Annotated in this window: 25 protein-coding genes; 7 read left to right on the forward strand and 18 right to left on the reverse strand. The window is 68.9% G+C overall.

Annotated features, from left to right (window positions below; translation table 11 throughout):
* Nucleotides 1-2: 2 nt before the first annotated feature.
* Nucleotides 3-383, reverse strand: a complete 381-nt coding sequence (locus NHL60_RS00630) for a DUF423 domain-containing protein (protein ID WP_253447632.1) — start codon at nucleotides 381-383, stop codon at nucleotides 3-5.
* A 141-nt stretch (nucleotides 384-524) separates the two neighbouring features.
* Here NHL60_RS00630 and thiS point away from each other — a divergent pair, with 141 nt between their 5' ends.
* Genes thiS through trmB form a run of 3 tightly spaced genes read left to right on the forward strand, consistent with a single transcriptional unit; the run spans nucleotide 525 to nucleotide 2,360 of the window.
* Nucleotides 525-737: a sulfur carrier protein ThiS gene (thiS, locus tag NHL60_RS00635; RefSeq protein WP_253451921.1), complete on the forward strand. Its 213-nt coding sequence runs from the start codon at nucleotides 525-527 to the stop codon at nucleotides 735-737.
* Nucleotides 738-786: 49 nt separating this feature from the next.
* Nucleotides 787-1,584 carry a thiazole synthase gene (locus tag NHL60_RS00640; protein ID WP_253447635.1) on the forward strand — a complete coding sequence of 266 codons (798 nt, stop codon included), beginning with the start codon at nucleotides 787-789 and terminating at the stop codon, nucleotides 1,582-1,584.
* 32 nt (nucleotides 1,585-1,616) lie between these two features.
* Nucleotides 1,617-2,360, forward strand: a complete 744-nt coding sequence (gene trmB, locus NHL60_RS00645; protein WP_253447638.1) for a tRNA (guanosine(46)-N7)-methyltransferase TrmB — start codon at nucleotides 1,617-1,619, stop codon at nucleotides 2,358-2,360.
* Between the two features lie 418 nt (nucleotides 2,361-2,778).
* Here the strand turns inward: trmB and NHL60_RS00650 are convergent, their stop codons facing one another.
* Nucleotides 2,779-3,693 carry an AEC family transporter gene (locus NHL60_RS00650; RefSeq protein ID WP_253447641.1) on the reverse strand — a complete coding sequence of 305 codons (915 nt, stop codon included), beginning with the start codon at nucleotides 3,691-3,693 and terminating at the stop codon, nucleotides 2,779-2,781.
* A gap of 111 nt (nucleotides 3,694-3,804) precedes the next feature.
* On the opposite strand from NHL60_RS00650, the gene NHL60_RS00655 reads away from it, so the two are divergent.
* Nucleotides 3,805-4,317 (forward strand): hypothetical protein, encoded by a 513-nt coding sequence (locus NHL60_RS00655; RefSeq protein WP_253447644.1) that lies wholly within the window; start codon nucleotides 3,805-3,807, stop codon nucleotides 4,315-4,317.
* The gene (locus NHL60_RS00660; protein ID WP_253447647.1) at nucleotides 4,314-4,907 is read left to right on the forward strand and encodes an SCO family protein; all 594 of its coding nucleotides are present in this window, start codon (nucleotides 4,314-4,316) and stop codon (nucleotides 4,905-4,907) included. The genes NHL60_RS00655 and NHL60_RS00660 overlap by 4 nt, the downstream gene beginning before the upstream one ends.
* 38 nt (nucleotides 4,908-4,945) lie before the next feature.
* Here NHL60_RS00660 and NHL60_RS00665 read toward each other — a convergent pair whose 3' ends face one another.
* From NHL60_RS00665 to NHL60_RS00695, 7 genes are all read right to left on the reverse strand, one after another.
* Nucleotides 4,946-5,986: a poly(3-hydroxybutyrate) depolymerase gene (locus tag NHL60_RS00665; RefSeq protein WP_253447650.1), complete on the reverse strand. Its 1,041-nt coding sequence runs from the start codon at nucleotides 5,984-5,986 to the stop codon at nucleotides 4,946-4,948.
* A gap of 9 nt (nucleotides 5,987-5,995) precedes the next feature.
* Nucleotides 5,996-6,682, reverse strand: a complete 687-nt coding sequence (locus tag NHL60_RS00670; protein WP_253447652.1) for an FKBP-type peptidyl-prolyl cis-trans isomerase — start codon at nucleotides 6,680-6,682, stop codon at nucleotides 5,996-5,998.
* A gap of 109 nt (nucleotides 6,683-6,791) precedes the next feature.
* The gene (locus NHL60_RS00675) at nucleotides 6,792-7,235 is read right to left on the reverse strand and encodes a universal stress protein (RefSeq protein ID WP_253447655.1); all 444 of its coding nucleotides are present in this window, start codon (nucleotides 7,233-7,235) and stop codon (nucleotides 6,792-6,794) included.
* Nucleotides 7,236-7,253: 18 nt separating this feature from the next.
* A complete protein-coding gene (locus NHL60_RS00680; protein ID WP_253447658.1) occupies nucleotides 7,254-8,537 on the reverse strand; it encodes a TRAP transporter large permease in 1,284 nt (427 codons plus the stop codon).
* Nucleotides 8,538-8,558: 21 nt separating this feature from the next.
* Entirely contained in the window at nucleotides 8,559-9,146 is a 588-nt protein-coding gene (locus NHL60_RS00685) for a TRAP transporter small permease (RefSeq protein WP_253447661.1), read from the reverse strand.
* Nucleotides 9,147-9,360: 214 nt separating this feature from the next.
* On the reverse strand, nucleotides 9,361-10,380 hold the full coding sequence (dctP, locus tag NHL60_RS00690; protein WP_253447663.1) for a TRAP transporter substrate-binding protein DctP: 1,020 nt from the start codon (nucleotides 10,378-10,380) through the stop codon (nucleotides 9,361-9,363).
* 90 nt (nucleotides 10,381-10,470) lie between these two features.
* Nucleotides 10,471-11,007, reverse strand: a complete 537-nt coding sequence (locus NHL60_RS00695) for a TIGR02444 family protein (protein ID WP_253447666.1) — start codon at nucleotides 11,005-11,007, stop codon at nucleotides 10,471-10,473.
* A 49-nt stretch (nucleotides 11,008-11,056) separates the two neighbouring features.
* On the opposite strand from NHL60_RS00695, the gene NHL60_RS00700 reads away from it, so the two are divergent.
* The gene (locus NHL60_RS00700) at nucleotides 11,057-13,003 is read left to right on the forward strand and encodes an ATP-binding cassette domain-containing protein (protein ID WP_253447669.1); all 1,947 of its coding nucleotides are present in this window, start codon (nucleotides 11,057-11,059) and stop codon (nucleotides 13,001-13,003) included.
* Between the two features lie 227 nt (nucleotides 13,004-13,230).
* On the opposite strand, the gene dtd is transcribed toward NHL60_RS00700, so the two are convergent.
* From dtd to thiD, 4 genes are all read right to left on the reverse strand, one after another.
* Complete coding sequence (gene dtd, locus NHL60_RS00705) at nucleotides 13,231-13,668, reverse strand: D-aminoacyl-tRNA deacylase (RefSeq protein ID WP_253447672.1); 438 nt, start codon at nucleotides 13,666-13,668, stop codon at nucleotides 13,231-13,233.
* A 72-nt stretch (nucleotides 13,669-13,740) separates the two neighbouring features.
* Nucleotides 13,741-14,307 (reverse strand): chalcone isomerase family protein, encoded by a 567-nt coding sequence (locus NHL60_RS00710; RefSeq protein ID WP_253447675.1) that lies wholly within the window; start codon nucleotides 14,305-14,307, stop codon nucleotides 13,741-13,743.
* Between the two features lie 71 nt (nucleotides 14,308-14,378).
* Nucleotides 14,379-15,224: a universal stress protein gene (locus NHL60_RS00715; protein WP_253447678.1), complete on the reverse strand. Its 846-nt coding sequence runs from the start codon at nucleotides 15,222-15,224 to the stop codon at nucleotides 14,379-14,381.
* 85 nt (nucleotides 15,225-15,309) lie between these two features.
* Nucleotides 15,310-16,137, reverse strand: a complete 828-nt coding sequence (gene thiD, locus NHL60_RS00720; RefSeq protein WP_253447681.1) for a bifunctional hydroxymethylpyrimidine kinase/phosphomethylpyrimidine kinase — start codon at nucleotides 16,135-16,137, stop codon at nucleotides 15,310-15,312.
* A 24-nt stretch (nucleotides 16,138-16,161) separates the two neighbouring features.
* On the opposite strand from thiD, the gene NHL60_RS00725 reads away from it, so the two are divergent.
* On the forward strand, nucleotides 16,162-16,593 hold the full coding sequence (locus NHL60_RS00725; RefSeq protein ID WP_253447684.1) for a YqaA family protein: 432 nt from the start codon (nucleotides 16,162-16,164) through the stop codon (nucleotides 16,591-16,593).
* Nucleotides 16,594-16,629: 36 nt separating this feature from the next.
* Here the strand turns inward: NHL60_RS00725 and NHL60_RS00730 are convergent, their stop codons facing one another.
* The 5 genes from NHL60_RS00730 to NHL60_RS00750 form a co-directional block, all read right to left on the reverse strand.
* Nucleotides 16,630-18,045: a TRAP transporter large permease subunit gene (locus NHL60_RS00730; protein WP_253447686.1), complete on the reverse strand. Its 1,416-nt coding sequence runs from the start codon at nucleotides 18,043-18,045 to the stop codon at nucleotides 16,630-16,632.
* Complete coding sequence (locus NHL60_RS00735) at nucleotides 18,045-18,593, reverse strand: TRAP transporter small permease subunit (RefSeq protein WP_253447688.1); 549 nt, start codon at nucleotides 18,591-18,593, stop codon at nucleotides 18,045-18,047. Before NHL60_RS00735 ends, NHL60_RS00730 begins: the two co-directional genes overlap by 1 nt.
* 82 nt (nucleotides 18,594-18,675) lie before the next feature.
* A complete protein-coding gene (locus NHL60_RS00740) occupies nucleotides 18,676-19,500 on the reverse strand; it encodes an endonuclease/exonuclease/phosphatase family protein (RefSeq protein ID WP_253451924.1) in 825 nt (274 codons plus the stop codon).
* A gap of 1 nt (nucleotide 19,501) precedes the next feature.
* Complete coding sequence (locus NHL60_RS00745; protein ID WP_253447690.1) at nucleotides 19,502-20,137, reverse strand: thiol:disulfide interchange protein DsbA/DsbL; 636 nt, start codon at nucleotides 20,135-20,137, stop codon at nucleotides 19,502-19,504.
* Nucleotides 20,138-20,335: 198 nt separating this feature from the next.
* On the reverse strand, nucleotides 20,336-20,959 hold the full coding sequence (locus tag NHL60_RS00750) for a cytochrome c (protein WP_253447692.1): 624 nt from the start codon (nucleotides 20,957-20,959) through the stop codon (nucleotides 20,336-20,338).
* Nucleotides 20,960-21,024: the final 65 nt, after the last annotated feature.

Below are 21,024 nucleotides of genomic sequence, written 5' to 3' on the forward strand. Positions count from 1 at the left end.
GCTCAGTCCCGCGGGGCGCGCAGCACGGCAGCGGCCAGGGCCAGCCAGCCGGCGATCAGCAGCACCCCGCCCAAGGGGGTGATCATGCCCAGACCGCCGGCACCGGTCAGCGCCATGGCGTAGAGCGAGCCCGAGAAGAGCCCCATGCCGGCCGCCCATAGCCCCATGGCCAGCCGCTGCCCGGCCAGGGGCATCGCGGCGCGCCAGGCCAGCACGGCGAGCAGCGCCAGGGTGTGCCACGCCTGATAGCGCACCCCGGTCTCGAAGGCCGCCACCAGGCGCGGCGTCAGGGTTCCCTCCAGGGCGTGGGCGCCGAAGGCCCCCGCCATGACCACCAGGGCGCCCGACAGTGCCGCCCCCAGCCACCAGCCTCTATCCTGCATGTCTGCTCCTCCCGTTGCGTCCAGGGTCGCTACCGTACCCCGGCCGGGCGGACTCGGCTACAATGGATGCCCGCGATTGGCGCCCGCCCGGCGGGCCCCGCGGTCCATGACGACAGCAACGACAAGCGCAGAGAGAACGCCATGCAGATCCAGCTCAATGGCGAGGCGCATACCCTGGCGCCCGACCTCACGCCGGCCCCGACGATCGCCGCGCTGATCGAGTCCCTGGGACTCGCCGGCCGCCGCATCGCCGTGGAGGTGAACGAGGAGATCGTGCCCCGCAGCGAACACGCCGCCACTCGCCTGGCCGAGGGCGATCGGGTCGAGGTGGTGCACGCCATCGGGGGCGGCTGAGCATCCCGCGCCCCCACACCGTGAAGACAATCACAGTAAGGCAGACTCGATGACAGACTTCTTCCAGGACCAGCCCCTGCGCGTCGCCGGGCGCGAATTCTCCTCCCGCCTGCTGGTCGGCACCGGCAAGTACAGGGACTTCGACGAGACCGGCGAGGCGATCGCCGCCTCCGGCGCCGAGGTGGTCACCTTCGCCGTACGGCGCACCAACCTGGGCCAGGAGGCGGGGGAGCCCAACCTGCTGGACGTGGTGCCGCCGGAGCGCTTCACCCTGCTGCCCAACACCGCCGGCTGCTACACGGCGAAGGACGCGGTGCGCACCTGCAAGCTGGCCCGGGAGCTGCTCGACGGCCACAGCCTGGTGAAGCTCGAGGTGCTGGGGGACGACTCGACCCTCTATCCCAACGTGGTGGAGACCCTGGCCGCCGCCGAGGCGCTGATCAAGGACGGCTTCGACGTCATGGTCTATACCAGCGACGACCCCATCGTGGCCCGTGAGCTGGAGCGTCTGGGCTGCTGCGCCATCATGCCGCTGGGCTCGCTGATCGGCTCCGGCCACGGCATCCAGAACCCCCACAACATCCGCCTGATCATCGAGCAGGCCAGCGTGCCGGTGCTGGTGGATGCCGGCATCGGCACCGCCTCCGATGCCGCCATGGCCATGGAGCTGGGCTGCGACGGCGTGCTGATGAACACCGCCATCGCCCATGCCCGCCAGCCGGTGCTGATGGCCAGCGCCATGAAGAAGGCGGTGGAGGCGGGGCGCGAGGCCTTCCTGGCCGGGCGCATGCCGCGCCGCCAGAGCGCCGACCCCTCTTCGCCCTTTGCCGGCCGCATCAACGGCTGAGCTCCCGAGACCCGACAAGAGCCCCATGATCCATGAGTGACCAATCCCGCGACGATACCGCCACCACCGGGCCGGAAGGGCCCGATGCCCCCCTGCACCGCTGCGGCATCAAGAGCTATGTGCTGCGCGCCGGGCGCATGACCCAGGCCCAGACCCGGGGCCTCGAGGAGGTGTGGCCGCGGCTGGGGCTGACCCTGGCCGAGGGCCGCCAGGACCTGGATGCCCTGTTCGGGCGCCGCGCGCCGCGGGTGGTGGAGATCGGCTTCGGCATGGGGGCCTCCCTGGTGGAGCAGGCGGAGACCCACCCCGATACCGACTTCATCGGCATCGAGGTGCACGCCCCCGGCGTGGGCAAGCTGCTTGACGAGGCCGACAAGCGCGGCCTGACCAACCTGCGGGTCTATCGGGAGGATGCGCTGAGGGTGCTCGAGGAGTGCCTGCCCGAGGGAAGCCTCGAGACCCTGCAGCTCTTTTTCCCCGACCCCTGGCCGAAGAAGAAGCACCACAAGCGGCGCATCGTGCAGCCCGCCTTCGTCGAGCTGGTGCGCACCCGGCTCAGGGTCGGCGGCACCTTCCACATGGCCACCGACTGGGAGGCCTACGCCGAGTGGATGGCCGAGGTGATGGACGCCGCGCCGGGCTATGCCAATACCGCGGCGCCGGAGACCGCCCCCTATGTGCCGCGGCCCGAGTTCCGTCCGCTGACCAAGTTCGAGGTCCGCGGCGAGAAGCTGGGCCACGGCGTCTGGGACCTGATCTACCGCCGCGTCGACTGATCCCGCGCCTCCCACGCTCTTCGAAGCCCCCGCCCATGCGGGGGCTTCGTTGCTTCTGCGATACAAAAAGATTCTTCGCAGACTGGCGTGACATTGCCCAGTAGGAGCTCGGGTTCCCCGAGCGAATGGCGCCGCAGGCGCCCCGGCGGTATTGCAGGCGCTGGTGCCTGCCGCCGGAAGTCCTTCGGCCTCCATTCGTCGAAGCGTCGAACCGCTACCAAAAAAAAGCCGCCCTGGTGAGGGCGGCGGCAAGACCGTGACTAGCAATGAGGAGGGAGAAACCATGGCAGGTGACTGGCGGTACCTGCGATGGCCGTGGCGGCTCATCAACGCCACTGGAAACAAGAGTAATCATTCTCATTTGCGGCGTCAACAGTAATGCGAATATTTTTTATTTGCGTTTGTCCTGGCGGCGCCCTTAGCCGGCCAGGCGCAGCCAGAGGGGCAGGGTGGCCATGGCCAGCAGGGTCTGGGCGGTGATCAGGGCCGCCATCATCTCGGCGTCGCCGCCCAGCTGGCGGGCGAGGATATAGGCGGAGGTGGCGGTGGGCAGGGCGGCAAACAGCAGTGCCACGTCGCGGCTCACCGGGTCGAGCCCCAGCGCCAGGGCGAGCAGCAGTACCAGGGCGGGCATCAGCCCCAGCTTGATGGCGTTGGTGGCCCAGATGCCGCGGTCGAGGCGCAGCAGCGCCTCCGGGCGCAGCGCCACCCCTACCGCCACCAGGCCCAGCGGCAGGGCGGCGCGCCCCAGCAGCTCCACGGTATCCGCGCTCCAGCCGGGGAGGCCGATGCCGCTCACGTTCAGGCCGATGCCGATCAGGCAGCCGAGGATCAGCGGGTTGCGGGTCAGTGCGGTCAGGCTCTTGCCGAGGCTGCCGGCCCCCAGGGTGCCGGCGGCGATAAAGCTCGCCACGCACATGACGTTGACCACCGGTACCATCAGCGCCACGGCCACCGCCGCCACGGTGGCACCTGGGGCACCGTGAAGCGCTGCGGCACCGGCCACCCCCACATAGGTGTTGAAGCGTAGCGCCCCCTGGAAGGCCGAGGTGAAGGCGGCAGGCTCGAGGCCCAGCCAGCCTCGCAGCCTCCAGAGCAGGGCGCCGAAGAGTCCCATGGCGCCGAGCAGCGCCAGGGCGACCCGGCCCACCGGCACCTGGCTGACGTCGGCGGTGGCCAGGGTCGAGACCAGCATGGCGGGAAACAGCAGGAAATAGATCAGCCGCTCCAGCTGCGGCCAGAAGTCCCCTCCCGGCTGGCGCAGGCGGCCCAGCACGGCGCCCAGCAGGATCAGCAGGAAAAGGGGGCCCAGTGCATTCGCCACGCCCGTCATCGCGATCTCCTTGGTCGAGTTGCCCTGCGACATCCTTGCGCACTCTGCCACAGGCGAATGCTGATAAGCTTAACCCGACATTTCCTTTAGTGAATGCCCTCACACGCTGCCATGACAACGCCTGCCTCCACCGAACCGGCCGTTTCACGCCCGCCGCTGCTGCGGCTGCTGGTGCTCTTTACCCTGGGGACCGTGGCCGTGGCGCTCTGGTATCTGGCCAGCTACAGTCTTCGCGGAGACGACAATATTCTCTGGTATCCGGAGGAGAGTGGCTGCGACCTGGCCCAGGGTGCCTGTCGGGCACCCCTTGGGGAGCGAGGAAGCCTGACGCTGGACCTGGGCGCCGACGGTGAGATCCGCGCCCTGGAGATCCTGCCGATGACGGTGGCCCTGGAGGGCATCGAGGCGGAGGCGGTGGTGGTGGACTTCGTCGGCCGCGACATGGACATGGGGCTGCATCGCTATCCGCTGACGCGGCAGGACGATGGTCTGTTTCGCGGCGACGGGCAGATTCCGATCTGTACCGAGCAGGTCATGCCCTGGCGGGCACGAGTCATCGTGAGCCAAGGCGAGGAGCGCCTGGGCAGTGGATTCAACTTCGACGTGGAGAGAAGTCAGCTATGAAACGACAGGGGCTGCTGGCGGGTATCGCGCTGCTGGTACTGATGCTGGGGGTGGCAGGCTATGGCCTCTTCCAGCAGCAGATGAACACCGGCGGCAGTGGCAACGGACTCAGTGGTGGTCCCATCGAGCTGCCTTCCACCCGGGGTGACTTCTCCCTGACCCAGCTCGAAGAGGACCAGGTGGCGGTGGTCTTCTTCGGCTATACCTACTGTCCCGACGTCTGCCCCATGAGCCTGGCCGTGGTGCGCCAGGCGCTGGCCGAGCTGGACGAGGCGGAGCGCGAGCGGGTGGTGCCGCTGATGATCTCCGTGGACCCCGAGCGCGACACCATCGAGCGCCTGGCGGAGTACACCGGCTATTTCGGCGAGGCCTTTATCGGCGCCACCGGCAGCGAGGCCGAGCTCGAGGAGCTGGCCGGTCGCTACGGCGCGGTGTGGCGGCGAGTCGAGACCCCGGAGTCGGCCATGGGCTACACCATCGACCACAGCTCCTCGCTCTACCTGGTGGATCGCGACGGCGACATCCTGCGGCGCGTGCTCTATTCGCCGGCCCCCCACGCCCTGCTCTCCGCCCTGGACGAAGCGCTGTGACCCGCCAGGTCCGCGTCAGCTGAACCTGCGACCCCGCCTCAGCGCGGGGTCGCTGCTTCCTGGAGCCGGTCGATCATGCCCATCAGGGCGCGAACCTGGGTGCCGTCGCGGCTGTCATGGAGCGGGTCGAGCTGCCAGGTGCTCTCCGCAAAGCCCCACCAGTCCCAGCACCCCTGGGGGTTGGCCAGGCTGGTCTCGGCCTGGGGGTAGAGCACGACCCTGTCGTTGGCGGCGGCCCATTCGTTGAGGCCGCTGTGGCGCACGAAGAGCTCGCCGATCTGCTCGGCGCCCATGGCGCAGCCGTGGAGGGCCACGGTGAGCTCACAGCCGCCCTCGTGGCAGGCATCGGGCACGAAGAGATAGCCCGAGTCATCCAGCCCCTTGACCGCGAAGTCGCGCTGATCGAAGTGGATCAGCTCGCCTGACCCTTGCCCGTCCGCTCCTCCGTCGTGCAGCCAGTTCATCGCCTCGTCGGCGATCTCCAGCCCGCAGCTCAGCAGGTGGGTGCCACCGCCCTGTCGGCAGTCGCCCAGCTCCGTGGCCGGGGGTGGGGTGTCGCGGTGGCCGATGGGCCAGCCGTGGCCGATGCCCTCGCTCTCGACGAAGCGCAGCTGCTCATCCGGCGCTTCCAGCCAGGTGCCGAGCTGCTCGGCCAGGGCCGCCCCCAGGGCCGGGGCCACGGTCTCGTCGGCGCTGCCGTGCCAGACGAAGGCGCGCAGCGCTGAAAGCGCCTCGGCGCTGCCGGCGCGATCGAGCTCCCGGTAGCCCGCCAGGCGCTGCTCCAGTTCGGCGAGGTCGGGGGGGCCGAGCCGGGTGGTCATGCACTGGCCCAGGGCGCGGCGCAGAGTCCCCTGAGCGCAGGACCAGGGGCCCGCCCCCAGCACGGCCAGGCCGCTGAAGCGCTCCGGCCAGGCCACCGCCAGCTGGGTGGCCATGTAGCCCCCGGAAGAGACGCCGATCACGCTGGTATCGGCCCGGGAGAGGTCAAGGGCGGGCAGGTCGGGAAGGCGGTCGGCGGCCGCAGGCGACGCGATGACCGCCAGCATCACGCCGGCGGCCAGGAAACGAGGTGGGGTCATGGGGCGCAATCAGTCGGTGGTGACGTCGAGCAGCTCGACGCGGAAGATCAGGGTCTCATGGGGACCGATGGGGCCCTGGCCCTGGGCGCCATAGCCCAGCTCGGCGGGAATCACGATCTCCCAGCTGTCACCGACGCTCATCAGCTGCAGGGCCTCCTGCCAGCCGTCGATCACCTGATTGACGCGAAAGCTGACCGGCTCGCCGCGCTCATAGGAGCTGTCGAAGACGGTGCCGTCGATCAGGGTGCCCTCGTAGTGCACCTCGACGCCGTCCTCGGGGCCCGGGGAGGCGCCGTCGCCGGACTCCAGCACGCGATACTGAAGACCCGACGCGGTGACCTCGACGCCCTCCGCCTCGGCGTTGGCGGCCAGGTAGGCCTCACCTTCGGCGCGGTTGGTCTCGGCCCTCTGCTCGGCCTCGGCCTGCCGGGCGGCCATGGCCTCCTGCTGGAAGCGCATCAGCGCCTCGGCCATCTCCTCGTCGCTCATCGCCAGCTCGCCGCCGGCGAAGACGTCCTGGACCGCCTGGGTGAAGGCGTCGACGTCCAGATCGCGCACGTCCTGCTGGATGCTCTGCCCCAGGGTCACGCCGAGGCTGTAGCCGAGGCGCGCCTCATCGGTTTCCGGGGCGGCCAGCGCCAGGGGGGCAGCGCCCAGCAGGGCGGTCAGGGAAGCGGTGGTCAGCAGTCTCTTCATGAACGAGCCTTGTGGTTAGGCGCTTGGCGCCATCGATGTGTGGAGATCATGGGACTCCGGTGGAACCTTGCCGGTTCCCCGGCACGGGGCCCGGGAACCGGCGCGGCTATCATACCACCAGGGTCGGGCAGTGGGCGGAGCCGGCCACCCGCTGGGCCACGCTGCCCAGCAGCAGGCTCTTGTCGCCGTTGGTGCCCTGGGAGCCGATCACGATCAGGTCGCACTCCCGCTTGCGGGCGAAGCGCACTATGGTGCGCGAGGGGCGCCCCCCCTTGACGAAGGCGCGCAGCTTCTCCGCGGGCACGCCCAGCTCCAGGGCGTGGGCCTTGGCCTGGACGGCGATCTCGGTGGCGTACTCCTTGAGGGCGTCGTCGGGGATCTCCAGCTTGTCCGGGCGCACCATGGAGAGCGACGCCTCAAGCAGGCTGTGATGCTTGAAGACGCACAGGACGTAGAGCTCCGAGCCGGTCAGCAGCGCCAGGCCGACGCCCTTCTCGAGGGCCTTCAGGGCCCCCTTGGAACCGTCCACCGGTACCAGTATCCGATTGAACATCGTCAATGCCTCCTTGGATCAGCGGAACGCCAGGTCGCGCAGGAACAGGGCGATCTGCGGGAACATGATGATCAGTACCGCCGCCAGCACCAGCATGAAGACGAAGGGCGGCGTGCCGCGGATCACCTCCCAGTAGGGGCGCTTGAAGATGGCGATGGCGGTGAAGATATCGCACCCGAAGGGGGGCGTCGCCGAGCCTATCGCCACCTGCAGGGTGATCAGCACGCCGACATGCACCGGGTCGAGGCCGGAAGCGGCGATGGCCGGGGCGAAGATCGGCGTCAGCACCAGGATCACCACGATGGGGTCCACGAACATGCAGGCCACGAAGAAGGCGATGGAGATGGCGATCAGCACGCCCACCGGGCCGGCCTCGTTGATGCCCACGGCGCCGAGCACCGCCTGGGGGATCTGGGCGAAGGAGATGATCCAGGAGAAGCCGTTGCCCACCGCCACCAGAATGAAGACCACGGCGGTGATCAGGCCGGTGGACTTGGCGATGGCGTAGATGTGGTGCAGCTTCAGCGAGCGGAAGACCGCGAACTCCAGGATCACCGCGTAGAGCACGCAGGCCGCGGCGGCCTCGGTGGGGCTGAAGATACCGCCGTAGATGCCGCCCACGATCAGCACCGGGAAGCCCAGCGGCCAGAGGGCATCCTTGACCGCCACGGCGCGCTCCTTCCAGCTGGAGCGCGGCTCGGTGGGCACCTTGTTGATATAGGCATAGGCGATGCAGTAGGCCGAGAACATGGCCAGGATCAGCAGGCCCGGGCCGATGCCGGCGATGAACAGCTCACCGATGGAGGTGCCGGAGATGACCCCGTAGATGATCATGCCGATGCTGGGCGGGATCAGGAAGGCGATATCGCTGGAGTTGATGATCAGCGCCAGGGTGAAGGGGTCCTTGTAGCCCGCCTTGAGCATGCGCGGGCGCAGCGGCGAGCCCACCGCCACCACGGTGGCCTGGGTGGAGCCGGAGACGGCGCCGAACAGGGTGCAGGAAGCCGCCGTGGAGACCGCCAGGCCCCCCTTGATATGGCCGACGAAGCTCATGACCATGTTGATCAGGCGGTTGGCCGACTGGCCTCGAGTCATGATATCGGCGGCCAGGATGAACATGGGCACGGCGATCAGCGCCGTGGGGCGGATGCCGCCCATCATCTGCTGGATCAGGGTTTCCATCTGGCCCAGGCCGCCGAAGGTCATGTAGAAACCAACGAAGGCCGCCGTGGCCAGGGGAATCATCATCGGGAACCCGAGCAGCAGGAGCACGATCATGATGGAGAGAATAATGGCTGTCATGGGAATGTGCCTCGCTCGGGATCAGACTTCCGTTTCCGTGTCCTTGTAACCGTCCACCACGTGGGTCGAGAGGTAGACGTCACGGGAGGTCAGGTTCTTGATGGCGGTCAGCAGGTACTGGATCCCGGTGATGGCGAAGCCGATGGGCACCCAGACGTACATGATCCATACCGGCATGCTCAGGGAGGGCAGCACCCGCCCGCGGGAGTAGACGGTGTTGATATAGCCGATCGAGTAGTAGCAGAGCACGAACATCACCAGGGCGGTGAACAGGCAGATGAAGATCATCATCCAGCGGCGCCCGCCGGTAGGCACAGCGTCATAGATGGCCGACATGCGGATATGGCGCCCATGGCGGGCCGCATAGCCGATGCCGGCGAAGGTGATCATCACGATCAGGATGCGATTGATCTCCTCGGAGAAGTGCAGGCTCTCGCCGAGGATAAAGCGGCTCAAGACGTTGGCGATGGTGTTCACCGCCATCAGGATGACCCCCATGGCGAGGATCACCGCCTCGATGCGGCTGATCCAGGTATCGATGGGGCCAAGGGGGCCGGGAAGGGTCGAGCGATAGCTCTTCTCGGCAATGTCGTCTTCGTTCATTTCCATGTCGGCTGACTCCTGTCGTTCCCCGTGCGTTGTGTCGCGTCGCGAGCGCCTGTGGGGCGCCTCTTCCCCTGAGGTTAACGCCTGGGGTGTGGCGTTGCTGCGCTGGCTTCAACGCTGCATGGCCGGATGCAGCGGGCCGCTGCGCCATCCGAAGAGAAGGGGGGCAGCCTTTCGGCCACCCCCCGGTGTGATGCAGCAGGCACTAGCGGCCGGCTCAGTCGTTGGACATCACGGCTTCCAGGTCGGCGTGGAACTGGTCGAGCAGTTCACGACCGCGGTCGCCGGTCATCTCGATGAAGCGCTCCTCGACCTGGGGCGCACGGGCGCGGAAGGCGTCGATCTGCTCCTCGGTCAGGCGGGTCACGGTGACCTCGTCGGAAGACTCCTGAATCCTGGCCAGGGAGTCATCGGCCAGGCCCGAGATGTGCTCGATGATCACCTCGTAGGCGTGGTCGGAGGCATCACGGACCAGCTGCTGCTCCTCTTCGGAGAGCCCGTTGAAGAAGTCCTGGTTGGCCATCATGGCGGTGGTGAACCAGCCGTGGCCGGTATAGACCAGGTTCGGGGAGACCTCGTAGAGACCGCCGGACTCGATCCAGAAGATGGGGTTCTCCTGGCCGTCGAGGATGCCGGTCTGCAGGCCGCCGTAGACCTCACCCCAGGGCAGCGGGGTGGGGCTGGCGCCGAAGGCGCGGTAGGTGGCGGAGAGCAGCGGGTTGGTCATGGTGCGGATGTTCTTGCCGCGCAGCTCTTCCGGCGTGGTGAAGGGCTCGTCCAGGGTGACGACCATCTCGCCTTCCGGGTACATCTTGAGCAGCTCCAGGCCCTGCTCGGCGTAGAGCTCCGGGAACATCTCGTTGATGGCCACGCTGGTGTTGAAGAACTCGATGACGGTCTCTTCATCGGTGGGCAGCAGATAGGGCACGAAGAAGATCTGCGCCTCGGGGATCAGCGAGCCGGTAAAGCCGGGCGACTGGTTGACGAACTGCAGGATGCCCGCCTGGGTCTGCTCCATGATGTCGTCGGACTCGCCCAGCTCGCCGAAGCGGAAGATCTGGACGGTATTATCGGAGTTCTCTTCGATATAGTCCTTGAAGGCGTGGGCGAAGACGTCCTGGACGTCGTCCTGATACTCCTCGTGGGCGTAGCGCCAGTTGGCGGAATGGGCCGCCGCGGACATCCCGAAAAGCAGGGCGCCAACGGTGGCCGTGGTCATCAGCTTGGTTGCCTTCATTCTTGTAGTCCCCTCACGATTTACCTGGTCAATATCGGGTGAAATTGACAGCGTCATGGCAGGCGACTCGCCTGCCCGAGTAAATTCAGGCTAGCGTGGGCCCGGGGGAGGGTCAAGCTGAGCTATCAGCGTTGCGAGCGTTGAAAGGTCGGGTTTTTTCTGTGATGTCAGGCGCGAAGCGAGCACTTTTTCGGCATCCGAGCCGCCGGTCGTGCAGAGCGGAAAACCCTCCGAGGTGGCGAGCCGCTCCAGCCGGCTCAGCGTCTCCCGCTCGGCCTGCAGTTCGGCGTGCTTGAGGGTCTCGCGCAGCTCGGCCACGCCGCCGGCGGTGGCCGCCTCGGCCTTGAGACGGCGGCGCAGGGCGCGCAGGGGGGCGGTGACCTCCTGCTGCCAGGCCAGGGCGGCGGGCAGCGCCGCCTCGAGTGCCCGGGAGGGCCTGGCGCCGTGCCGCAGCAGCCAGCAGCGCCAGAGCAGCTCGCAGACGTCCACGCCGGCCTCGTCCTGGAGCCGCAGGCAGGCCGCCTCTACCCCGGGCCTGGCGTAGAGGGCCAGGGCGAACTCCCATAGGGGGTGGTCAAGCAGGCGAGCCCGCAGAACGGCCATCATTTCGGTAGAATCAGCGCTCATCATTTCCGCCGCCGCTTTCACGGCGGCCCTGTACGCCCGTGGAGCCCGCATGATCGCACTGCGCCAAGTTTCCCTGCAACGCGGCACCCAGGCCCTGCTGGAGGGCGCCGACCTGACCCTGCACGCCGGCCACAAGGCGGGGATCGTCGGCCCCAACGGCGCCGGCAAGTCGAGCCTCTTCAAGCTGCTGCTCGGCGAGCTGGCCCCGGACCGCGGCGAGGTCGAGATGAGCGGCGGCCAGCGCATCGCCCATATGGCCCAGGAGGTGGAGGCCCTGGAGCGCGCCATCGTCGACTACGTGCTGGATGGCGACCGGGAGCTGCGTGCCACCGAGGCGGCCCTCGCCGCGGCCCGGGAGGCCCATGACGCCCATCGTGAGGCGGAGCTGCACGGCGTCATCGAGGCCCTGAACGGCTACAGCGCCCCGGCCCGGGCGGCCCAGCTGCTGGTGGGGCTGGGCTTCAGCCAGGCGGACCTGGCGCGTCCGCTGTCGGACTTCTCCGGCGGCTGGCGGATGCGGGTCAACCTGGCGCGTACCCTCTTCATGCCTTCGGACCTGCTGCTGCTCGACGAGCCCACCAACCACCTGGACCTGGACGCCCTGCTGTGGCTGGAGCAGTGGCTGACCCGCTATCCCGGCACCCTGCTGCTGATCTCCCACGACCGGGACTTCCTCGATGCGGTGTGTGACCACATCGTCCACTTCGACCGCCAGAGCCTGGTGCTCTACCGCGGCAACTACTCCACCTTCGAGCGCACCCGGGCCGAGAAGCTCGCCCTGCAGCAGGCCGAGGCGGCCAAGCAGCAGGCCAGGCGCGAGGAGATCGAGCGCTTCGTGGCGCGCTTCCGGGCCAAGGCCACCAAGGCGCGCCAGGCCCAGAGCCGCCTGAAGATGCTGGAGCGCATGGGGGATATCGCCGTGGCCCACGCCGACTCCCCCTTCCACTTCACCATTCCTGCCGCCGACAAGGCCTCCCACCCGCTGCTGGTGCTGGACGAGGCGCGGCTCGGCTATCGCGACGAGGCGGGGGAGGAGAAGGTCCAGCTCGACCAGGTCAAGCTGACCCTGCTGCCCGGACAGCGCATCGGCCTGCTGGGGCCCAACGGCGCCGGCAAGTCGACCCTGATCAAGTCGCTGACCGGCGAGCTGCCGCTGCTGGGCGGGGCGCGGGTTCCCGGCGAGCACCTGGCCATCGGCTACTTCGCCCAGCACCAGCTGGAGGGGCTCGACCTCGCCTCGACCCCCTTCATGCACGTGCAGCGGCTCTCACCGAAGGCCAGCGAGCAGGAGATCCGCAACTTCCTGGGCGGCTTCGGCTTCCAGGGCGATGACGCCTTCGGTGAGGTGGGGCGCTTCTCCGGTGGCGAGAAGGCGCGCCTGGCGCTGGCCCTGGTGGCCTGGCAGAAGCCCAACCTGCTGCTCCTCGACGAGCCCACCAACCACCTGGACCTGGAGATGCGCGAGGCGCTCACCGAGGCCCTGGCGGCCTTCGAGGGCACGGTGATCATCGTCTCCCACGACCGCCACCTGCTGCGCGCCACCGTGGACGAGTTCTGGCGGGTGGCCGACCATCGGGTCGAGCCCTTCGACGGCGACCTGGAGGACTACCGGGCCTGGCTCAAGGCGCGCCTCGAGGGGGAGCGGCGCGAGGCCCGGGCCGAGAAGGGAGAGCGCCAGGCCGAGAGCGCGGCGCCGAAAGAGGATCGCAAGGCAGCCCGGCGCGCCGCCGCCGAGCTGCGCGAGAAGCTGCGCCCGCTCAAGAAGCAGCGCGACCGCGCCGAGCAGGCCATGGAGAAGGTCCAGGCGGAGCTCGCCGCGGTGGAAGAGACCCTGGGCAACGCCGAGCTCTATACCGATGCCGGGCGCAAGGAGGAGCTTACCGCCGCCCTAGCCCGCCAGGGCGAGCTCAAGTCGCGCCTGGATGGCCTTGAAGCCGAGTGGCTTTCCGCCGAGGAGGCGCTGGAGGCCATGGAGGCGGAGCTCAGCGGTAGCTGAGGTAGCGTGCGTCAAGCACCGCCGGGCAAGCGCGAAAGCGACATATACCCCGGGTTGCTGGCGCAAGCGAAGCGACGTCCGGCGCTCGCCAGGGATGGCGAGCGAGGGTCACTCGTGAGGGATTATGTTGTGACCCGACGGACAGGTCGCGAGCGCAGAGCCAGGGTTTCAACCCGGGGGGCGCGACTCGTGCTTGCCCGGCGGGCATGGGCTGTGCGGCCGTACCCTCAGCTCTCCAGCAGAAAGGTCACCGGTCCGTCATTGACCAGCGAGACCTGCATGTTGGCGGCGAACTCGCCGCTCTCCACCTTCGGCCAGGCCGCCTCGGCCCGCGCCAGCAGGAGGTGGAAGAGGCGGTCGCCCTCGGCGGGCGGCGCGGCGCTGGAGAAGCTGGGCCTGAGCCCCTTGCGGGTGTCGGCGGCCAGGGTGAACTGGGAGACCAGCAGCAGCCCGCCGTCGACCTGCTGCAGGTTGAGGTTCATCTTGTCGTCGGCATCGGCGAAGACCCGGTAGTGCAAGAGCTTGTGCAGCAGCCGGTCCACGGCGGCCTCGTCGTCCCCCTTCTCCACGCCCACCAGGGCCAGCAGCCCGTGGTCGATGGCGCCCACGGTGCGCCCCTCCACGGCCACGCTGGCCCGGGTGACCCGCTGAATCAGTGCCTTCATCTCTGTGCTCCCTCGCTGTCACTGGCGGCTCGCTCTCGAGCGGCGCCAAGGGTAGCACGTTCCAGGCCCGGCTCAGCGCCGCCCCAGCAGGGCGTCCCGGAAGTCATCCCGCAGCGGCTGGTCGCCGAGCCAGAGCCCGAACAGGGCGCTGGCCAGGGCCGGGTCGTCACCGGTATAGAGCGTCTCGCCGTTGAGGGCCAGGGAGAGGGTGTCGTGGTGCCAGGTCAGGGCGTAACGGTCGCCGGGCTCGACGCTGCGGTAGGCCCGAGTGAAGGCGTTGAGCGCCGGCAGCAGCTCCCGGTAGGCGGTCTCTCCCAGGCGCTCGCGGACGCTGTCGCGGGTGACGCCGGCGAAGTCCTCGGCGGCGATGGCGTGGAAGTACTCCAGCTCCAGGCGCCTGGGTACGGTAGCCAGGGGCGCCGGCTCGGCGGTCTCCGGGGCCTGGTAGTAGGCCCCGGCGTAGGCGGTCCAGATCAGGTAGCGGAACAGCCCGTGGCCCACCAGGGCCAGGGGCTGGCCGTCGAGGTCCAGCTGGGTGGCGAAGCGTGCGCCACGCACCTCCACGCTCTCGGCGGCAGGCGCCAGAGGAGCGACGAGCAGGAGCAGGGCGGTCGCCAGGGTAGCAAGGGAAAGGGGCACGGGGTGAACCTCCACGCGGGGATCGGGTATTGTGCAGACCGATATTTTGCGTGAAGGTTCTGTATAGGTATCTACCAGGCGCGGCAGAGCATGATGTCGCAGTGGGGCTCGGCCAGCAGCTGTTCGGTGATATGGCTCTGGCGCCCCAGCTGGCCGCGGCTGCCCAGGGCCAGCAGGTCCGGGGGCTGGCGGCGCAGCCGGGTCATCAGCACCTCCAGGGGGTCGCCCTGCTCCAGCACCAGCTCCAGCTCCGGCACGTCGTCGAGCTCGGCCATCAGCTGCTCGGTCTCGCGCTCGAGCTGGGTGCGCAGCCGCGCCACCTCGCGGTCCCGCCAGCGGGCGTAGTCGCCGTCGGAGCCCAGCTCGCGCTCGCCGGGAATGTCCCAGGCGTGGAGCAGGGTGAGGCGCGCCTCGGGGAAGCGCTTGAGGGTCTCGCGCAGGGTGTGGCGGGAGGTCAGCGAGAAGTCCACCGGGACCAGGATGTCGCGCCACTCCTGGCTGGCCAGGTGGCTCACCGTGAGCACCGGGCAGGGGGCGCTGCGCAGCACCCGGGCCAGGGTGGTGCCGGCGACGAGATCGGGCTGGCCGCGCTTGCGGTGGGCGCCCAGCACGATCATGTCCACGCTGCGCTCATGGGCCTCGCGGATGATCTCGGCATAGGGGGAGCCTGCCACGGTCTGCAGCAGCACCTGGGGCTCCGGCAGGGCGTAGTCCTCGCGGATATCGGTCAGCATCGCCTGCATGTCCTCGACCACGGCCTCCTCCAGGTCGCGGAGCACCCGGCGCGGCAGATAGGGGTCGAGGACGTGGATCACGTCCAGGCGGGCGCCCTGCTCGCCGGCCAGGCGGAGGGCCCGGGCGAAGGCGGCACGGTTCTCGGCCGAGAGGTCACAGGCGAACAGCAGGGTCTGAGTCATGGTGGCGGTCTCCGCTTCCCGTAAGTGGGACCTTCAGGATGGGAGGCCGACGCTCCCCCTGCAAGGGGCAGGCGCCGGAAAGGCGCTACCACCAGGCGTGGAAGTGGTGAACCGGGCCGCGCCCTTGACCCACATCAAGGCGCCGGCTCGCCTCCAGCGCCGCACCGAGCCAGCGCTTGGCCCGGGTCACCGCCTCGGGGAGGTCATCGCCCAGGGCCAGGCGGGCGGTGATCGCCGATGAGAGGGTGCAGCCGGTGCCGTGCAGGTTGGCGGTATCCACCCGGGCCCCCTCCACCCAGAGCGCCGCGTCGGCGGTGATCAGCAGATCGGGGCACTCCTCGCCGGCGAGGTGGCCGCCCTTGAGGAGGGTGGCGCCGGCGCCCAGGGCGCGCAGCGCCGGGGCCAGGGCGACCATGCTCTCCCGGTCGTTCGGCTCCGGAGCGCCGAGCAGCACCGCGGCCTCCGGCAGGTTGGGGGTGATCAGGTCGGCCAGCGGTACCAGCACCTCGCGCACCGCACGGATGCCGGCGTCGTCCACCAGGATATCGCCGCTCTTGGCCACCATTACCGGGTCGAGCACCACCCAGCGCGGCCGGCGCCGGGTCAGCGCCTCGCGAATCACCTCGGCCACCTCCCGGCTTGCCACCATGCCGATCTTCACCGCGTCGATGCGCACGTCGTCGAGCAGGGTCTCGAGCTGGGTGGCGATGAACTCCGCCGGCACCGGGTGCACGCCGCTGACGCCGCGGGTGTTCTGGGCGGTCAGGGCGGTGATCACGCTGCTACCATAGGCGCCCAGCGCCGAGAAGGTCTTGAGGTCGGCCTGGATGCCGGCGCCGCCGCTGGGGTCGGAGCCGGCGATGGTCAGCGCATTGGGTATCGCGGGTCTGGCAGTCGATGAGGAGTCGTTCATGGCATTACCTGGCAGGATGAGTTCATGCTGAGTCTGTTTCTGGTGGCCCTGGTCAGCGCCACCCTGCTCCCCGGCGGCTCCGAGGTCTGGCTGGCACGCCTCTGGTGCCTGGGCGAGCCGGCCCTGATGCTGTGGGCGGTGGCTACCGCCGGCAACACCCTGGGCAGCCTGATCAACGTCTGGATGGGGCGCTATGCGCGCCGCTTCCAGGACCGGCGCTGGTTTCCCGCCTCCCCGGCGGGGCTGGCCCGGGCCGAGCGCTGGTACTTCCGCTTCGGCGAGTGGAGCCTGCTCTTCTCCTGGGCGCCGGTGGTGGGTGACCCGCTCACCGTGCTGGCCGGCGTCTTCCGGCTCCCCTGGTGGCGGGCCATCCTGCTGATCACCCTGGCCAAGGGGGGGCGCTATGCCCTGGTGCTGCTGCTCGCCCACCAGTGGCTGGCGCCCCTCTGCCAATAAACCGTCCCCGGGCCAGTAGGCCGCTGAGGGGCCACCCTACATGATCGAGGGCAGCCAGGTGGCGAGCCCCGGCATCAGCGCCAGCGCCAGCAGCATGCAGAGCTGCATGGCGATAAAGGGGATCACCCCCCGGTAGATCGCCGAGGTGGGCACCGAGGCCGGCGTCACCCCGCGCAGGTAGAAGAGCGCGAACCCGAAGGGCGGCGTCAGGAAGGAGGTCTGCAGGTTCACCGCGATCATGATGCCGAGCCAGATCGGGTCGACCCCCATGGCCAGCAGCACCGGCCCCACGATGGGCACCACCACGAAGGTGATCTCGATGAAGTCGAGGATGAAGCCGAGCAGGAAGATCACCACCATCACCACCAGGGTGGCGCCCACCACGCCGCCGGGCAGCGCCTCGAACAGCTCGGTGACCAGCTCCTCGCCGCCGAAGGCGCGGAACACCAGCGAGAAGAGCGCGGCGCCGATCAGGATCAGGAACACCATGCTGGTGACCTGGGCGGTGGACTGCACCACCTCCCGCAGCACGGGCAGGTTCAGGCGACGGTTCACCAGGGCCAGCAGGAAAGCGCCGAAGGCCCCCACCGCCGAGGCCTCGGTGGGGGTAGCGAAGCCGCCCAGGATCGAGCCCAGCACGGCGACGATCAGCAGTACCGGCGGCACCAGCCCCTTGAGCAGCAGCGGCCAGAGGCTGCCGGTGTGGCCCAGCTCCTTCATCAGGGAGTCGCGGTTGGCGGGCGGTGCGGCCTCGGGCTTCACCCAGGCGGTGATCACCAGGTAGAGGATATAGGCGCCCACCAGCAGCAGGCCCGGCACCAGGGCGCCGATGAAGAGGTCGCCCACCGAGAGGGTGCGCGGGCTCCAGACCCCCATGGAGAGCTGGGCCTGCTGGTAGGCGTTGTTGAGCACGTCGCCCAGCAGCACCAGGGCAATGGAGGGCGGGATGATCTGGCCCAGGGTGCCGGTGGCGCAGATGCTGCCGGTGGCAAGCGACGGCGCGTAGCCGCGCTTGAGCATGGTGGGCAGCGAGAGCAGACCCATGGTCACCACGGTGGCGCCGACGATGCCGGTGGAGGCCGCCAGCAGCATGCCTACCAGCACCACGGCGATGCCCAGGCCGCCGCGCAGGGCGCCGAAGGCCAGCGACATGGCGTCGAGCAGGGTCTCGGCGATGCGCGACTTCTCCAGCAGCACCCCCATCAGCACGAAGAGCGGCACCGCCAGCAGCGTCTGGTTGGTCATGATGCCGTAGAGGCGATTGGGCATGGCGCCCAGGTAGCGGGTCTCGAAGGGCACCGGCACGCCCATCTGGATCAGCGCATAGCCGATGCCGGCGAAGATCAGGGCGGTGCCGGCCAGCGACAGCGCCACCGGGTAGCCCAGCATCAGCACGCCGCAGACGGCGGCGAACATCACCAGCGGCATGAACTCGAGGAGAGTGGCCAGCATTACAGGAGTTCCTCATGCTGCGGGGTGTCGTTGGGCAGGCGGTGACGGATGATCAGTACCTGGCGGATCAGCTGGGCGATGCCCTGGATCAGCAGCAGCGCCATCATCACCAGGATCAGGGTCTTGAGCAGGTAGACGCCGGGAATGCCGCCGTCCGGCGAGCGCTCGAGGATGGCCCAGCTGCTGCGTACATAGGCGAAGCTGCCGATGGCGATGAAGAGCACCACCGGGATCAGCAGGAAGAGGGTGCCGAAGAGGTCCACCCAGGCGCGGCCCCGGGCGGTGAGTCGCCGATAGAAGATATCCACACGCACATGGCCGTCGCGGCGCAGGGTCCAGGCGGCCCCCAGCATGAAGACGGCGGCATGCATGTACATTACCGACTCCTGCATCACGGTGCTGTGGATGCTGAAGACGTAGCGCATCACCACGATGGCGAACTGCACCAGCATCATGATGATGACCAGCCAGGCGACGGCGGTGCCGACGCGGTCGGTCAAGGCGTCCAGGCCCCGTAGCAGGGCCGGTTCGCGGGCGGGGGTGGTCATGGGAGCTCTCGTGCTGAAGCGGAAACGACGGGCATCATCGCCGATTAGACGCTGATCGTCATCCCCGTGGCCTCAACGGCGCCTAGGCGTCCTCGTTTCTCAGCCTGGCGGTAATGACCTGCAGGCAGGCGGGGGGGAGCTGCAGGTCCACGGCGATCGGCAGATGGTCCGAGAAGAGGTGATCCAGCACCCGTACCTCGGCGGCCTCCAGGGAGTTGGAGAGCAGGATGTGGTCCAGCGCCCGACGCGGCTGCCAGGAGGGGTAGCTGAGCAGGGGGCGTACGGGATGCAGCGGCAGCGAGGCGCAGAAGCGCTGATGGCCGTGGAGCTGCTCCGGCGTGCAGTTGAGGTCGCCCATCACCACCACGTGGCGCAGGGGCTGGATGATCTCGGAGAGGTAGTCGAGCTGGCGCACCCGGGTGCGGTGCCCCAGGGCCAGGTGGGCCACGAAGAGGTGCAGCGCATCGGGGCCGTCACCGAAGCGGGCGTGGATGGCGCCGCGCCCCGGCAGGGTGCCGGGCAGGCGGTGCTCCTCGATGCGGTCCGGCGTCAGCCGCGACAGCAGCCCGTTGCTGTGCTGGGCGATGCGGCCCAGGTTGCGGTTGAGCTGCTGGAAGTGGTGGGGAAAGCCCCCGCGGCTGGCCAGGTACTCCACCTGGTTGACGTTGCTGGAGCGGAAGCTGCCGCCGTCGACCTCCTGGAGACCGACGATATCGAAGCGCCCCAGCACCTCGCTGACCATGTCCAGACGCCGCAGGCGCTTGGGATGGGGGAGCAGGTGCTGCCAGCTGCGGGTCAGGTAGTGGTGGTAGGCCGAGGTCTGGATGCCCACCTGCATGTTGAAGGTGAGCAGCTTCAGGTGGCCGCCCTCCAGGGGCGGCGTCCTTGCCTCGGCCAGGTGCGACATCTCAGCTGTCACCACGCTCTTCGCGCACCTTCTCGATCAGGGCGTCGGCGATCTGCGGCATGTTGGAGAGGCTGCCGGCGCTGCTCGGGGTGACCAGGTAGCGGCCGTCGATGATCAGGGCCGGCACGCCCATCAGGCGCATGGCGCGCAGCCGCGAGTGGGCCTGGTTGACCTTGCTCTTCACCGCGAAGGAGTTCAGCGCCTGCTGTGCCTCCTCCTCGCTGACGCCGTAGCCGCTGAAGAAGGCGGCCAGCTCGCCCGCCTCGGTCAGGCGGCGGTTCTGCTGGTGGATGGCCGCAAAGAAGTCGGCGTGGACCGCCTCCGCGATGCCCAGCTCCTCGGCGGCATAGTAGGCCGCCGCATGCTTGTTCCAGTCGCCGCCCATGGTGCCGGGCAGGTGCACCACGCTGACGTCGTCATCCAGGGTCTCGTACCAGGGGGTCACATGCTCCTGGAGGTTGTAGCAGTGGGGGCAGCCGTACCAGAACGCCTCGGTGACCTCGATCTGGCCTTCGGCGACGCGGGTCTCCACGGGCTGCGGCAGCACCTCGTAGTGCTGGCCCTCGACCAGCGGGGAGGCGGTGGCCAGGGTCGACAGGCCGAGGCCGGCCAGGGCAAACAGCAGGGGCTTGAACATCGTTGACTCTCTCCTTGAATGGCGTCGTCCCGGGGCGGGCGTCGCTGCCTTTGAGCGCACCTTTCGCCGAGGGTTCCCGCAGCGCTGCGGGTGGGCCGGGTCAGTACAGATACGGCTCGGTACAGACACGACAAGGGCGGCCTCGGGGCCGCCCTGGCGTGTCGCTGATGCGGTGGCGATGCTCGCCTCGCGTCAGGCTCAGTGCAGGCCGTAAAGGTAGTTGGCGACGGCTTCCATGTCGGCATCGCTCATCTTGGCGGCGATATCGCGCATCATGTTGGCCGGGTCGTTGGCCCGCTCGCCGGCGGCGAAGTCCTGCAGGGTAGAGACGGTGTAGTCCACGAACTGGCCGGAGAGGGCCGGGTAGGCCGCGCTGCCGATGCCCACGCCGGTGGGGCTGTGGCAGGCCGCACAGGCCGGGATGCCCTTGGAGAGGTCGCCGGCACGGTAGAGCTCCTCGCCGCGGGCGAGCTGCTCGGCGTTGTCCGGGTCGACCTGGCCCAGGTTGGCGTCCTGCTGGGCGTAGAACTTGGCGACGTCCCAGGCGTCCTGGTCGGAGAAGTTGTCGACCTGCCCGGCCATCTCGGGCACCAGGCGGTGGCCGTCACGGATATCCATGATCTGCTTGGCCGTATAGGAGGCCTGCTGCCCTGCCAGGTGCGGGAAGGCCGAGGCGGGGCTGACGCCCGTCGGGCCGTGACAGGCGGCGCAGGTCTGAGCCTTCTCGCGGCCCGCCGCCGCATCGGCGTCGGCCTCCAGGTCGGCGTGGGCGGCGCCGACGGCGCCCATGGTAATTGCCAGGCTTGCCAGTAACTTTCTCATCGCTAATCCACTATGCCGTTACGTTGTTGACCGGTACGTACCCTGGGTGCCGCCCGGATCGCGAG

The sequence above is a fragment of the Halomonas sp. Y3 genome, assembly GCF_024137965.1.
GTDB classification, from domain to species: Bacteria; Pseudomonadota; Gammaproteobacteria; order Pseudomonadales; family Halomonadaceae; genus Halomonas; species Halomonas mongoliensis.

Bases quoted from the DNA above. Each gene is read 5' to 3' on its own strand.
- NHL60_RS00630 (WP_253447632.1), bottom strand. From the start codon at position 383: ATGCAGGATAGAGGCTGGTGGCTGGGGGCGGCACTGTCGGGCGCCCTG.
- thiS (WP_253451921.1), top strand. From the start codon at position 525: ATGCAGATCCAGCTCAATGGCGAGGCGCATACCCTGGCGCCCGACCTC.
- NHL60_RS00640 (WP_253447635.1), top strand. From the start codon at position 787: ATGACAGACTTCTTCCAGGACCAGCCCCTGCGCGTCGCCGGGCGCGAA.
- trmB (WP_253447638.1), top strand. From the start codon at position 1,617: ATGAGTGACCAATCCCGCGACGATACCGCCACCACCGGGCCGGAAGGG.
- NHL60_RS00650 (WP_253447641.1), bottom strand. From the start codon at position 3,693: ATGACGGGCGTGGCGAATGCACTGGGCCCCCTTTTCCTGCTGATCCTG.
- NHL60_RS00655 (WP_253447644.1), top strand. From the start codon at position 3,805: ATGACAACGCCTGCCTCCACCGAACCGGCCGTTTCACGCCCGCCGCTG.
- NHL60_RS00660 (WP_253447647.1), top strand. From the start codon at position 4,314: ATGAAACGACAGGGGCTGCTGGCGGGTATCGCGCTGCTGGTACTGATG.
- NHL60_RS00665 (WP_253447650.1), bottom strand. From the start codon at position 5,986: ATGACCCCACCTCGTTTCCTGGCCGCCGGCGTGATGCTGGCGGTCATC.
- NHL60_RS00670 (WP_253447652.1), bottom strand. From the start codon at position 6,682: ATGAAGAGACTGCTGACCACCGCTTCCCTGACCGCCCTGCTGGGCGCT.
- NHL60_RS00675 (WP_253447655.1), bottom strand. From the start codon at position 7,235: ATGTTCAATCGGATACTGGTACCGGTGGACGGTTCCAAGGGGGCCCTG.
- NHL60_RS00680 (WP_253447658.1), bottom strand. From the start codon at position 8,537: ATGACAGCCATTATTCTCTCCATCATGATCGTGCTCCTGCTGCTCGGG.
- NHL60_RS00685 (WP_253447661.1), bottom strand. From the start codon at position 9,146: ATGGAAATGAACGAAGACGACATTGCCGAGAAGAGCTATCGCTCGACC.
- dctP (WP_253447663.1), bottom strand. From the start codon at position 10,380: ATGAAGGCAACCAAGCTGATGACCACGGCCACCGTTGGCGCCCTGCTT.
- NHL60_RS00695 (WP_253447666.1), bottom strand. From the start codon at position 11,007: ATGAGCGCTGATTCTACCGAAATGATGGCCGTTCTGCGGGCTCGCCTG.
- NHL60_RS00700 (WP_253447669.1), top strand. From the start codon at position 11,057: ATGATCGCACTGCGCCAAGTTTCCCTGCAACGCGGCACCCAGGCCCTG.
- dtd (WP_253447672.1), bottom strand. From the start codon at position 13,668: ATGAAGGCACTGATTCAGCGGGTCACCCGGGCCAGCGTGGCCGTGGAG.
- NHL60_RS00715 (WP_253447678.1), bottom strand. From the start codon at position 15,224: ATGACTCAGACCCTGCTGTTCGCCTGTGACCTCTCGGCCGAGAACCGT.
- thiD (WP_253447681.1), bottom strand. From the start codon at position 16,137: ATGAACGACTCCTCATCGACTGCCAGACCCGCGATACCCAATGCGCTG.
- NHL60_RS00725 (WP_253447684.1), top strand. From the start codon at position 16,162: ATGCTGAGTCTGTTTCTGGTGGCCCTGGTCAGCGCCACCCTGCTCCCC.
- NHL60_RS00730 (WP_253447686.1), bottom strand. From the start codon at position 18,045: ATGCTGGCCACTCTCCTCGAGTTCATGCCGCTGGTGATGTTCGCCGCC.
- NHL60_RS00735 (WP_253447688.1), bottom strand. From the start codon at position 18,593: ATGACCACCCCCGCCCGCGAACCGGCCCTGCTACGGGGCCTGGACGCC.
- NHL60_RS00740 (WP_253451924.1), bottom strand. From the start codon at position 19,500: ATGTCGCACCTGGCCGAGGCAAGGACGCCGCCCCTGGAGGGCGGCCAC.
- NHL60_RS00745 (WP_253447690.1), bottom strand. From the start codon at position 20,137: ATGTTCAAGCCCCTGCTGTTTGCCCTGGCCGGCCTCGGCCTGTCGACC.
- NHL60_RS00750 (WP_253447692.1), bottom strand. From the start codon at position 20,959: ATGAGAAAGTTACTGGCAAGCCTGGCAATTACCATGGGCGCCGTCGGC.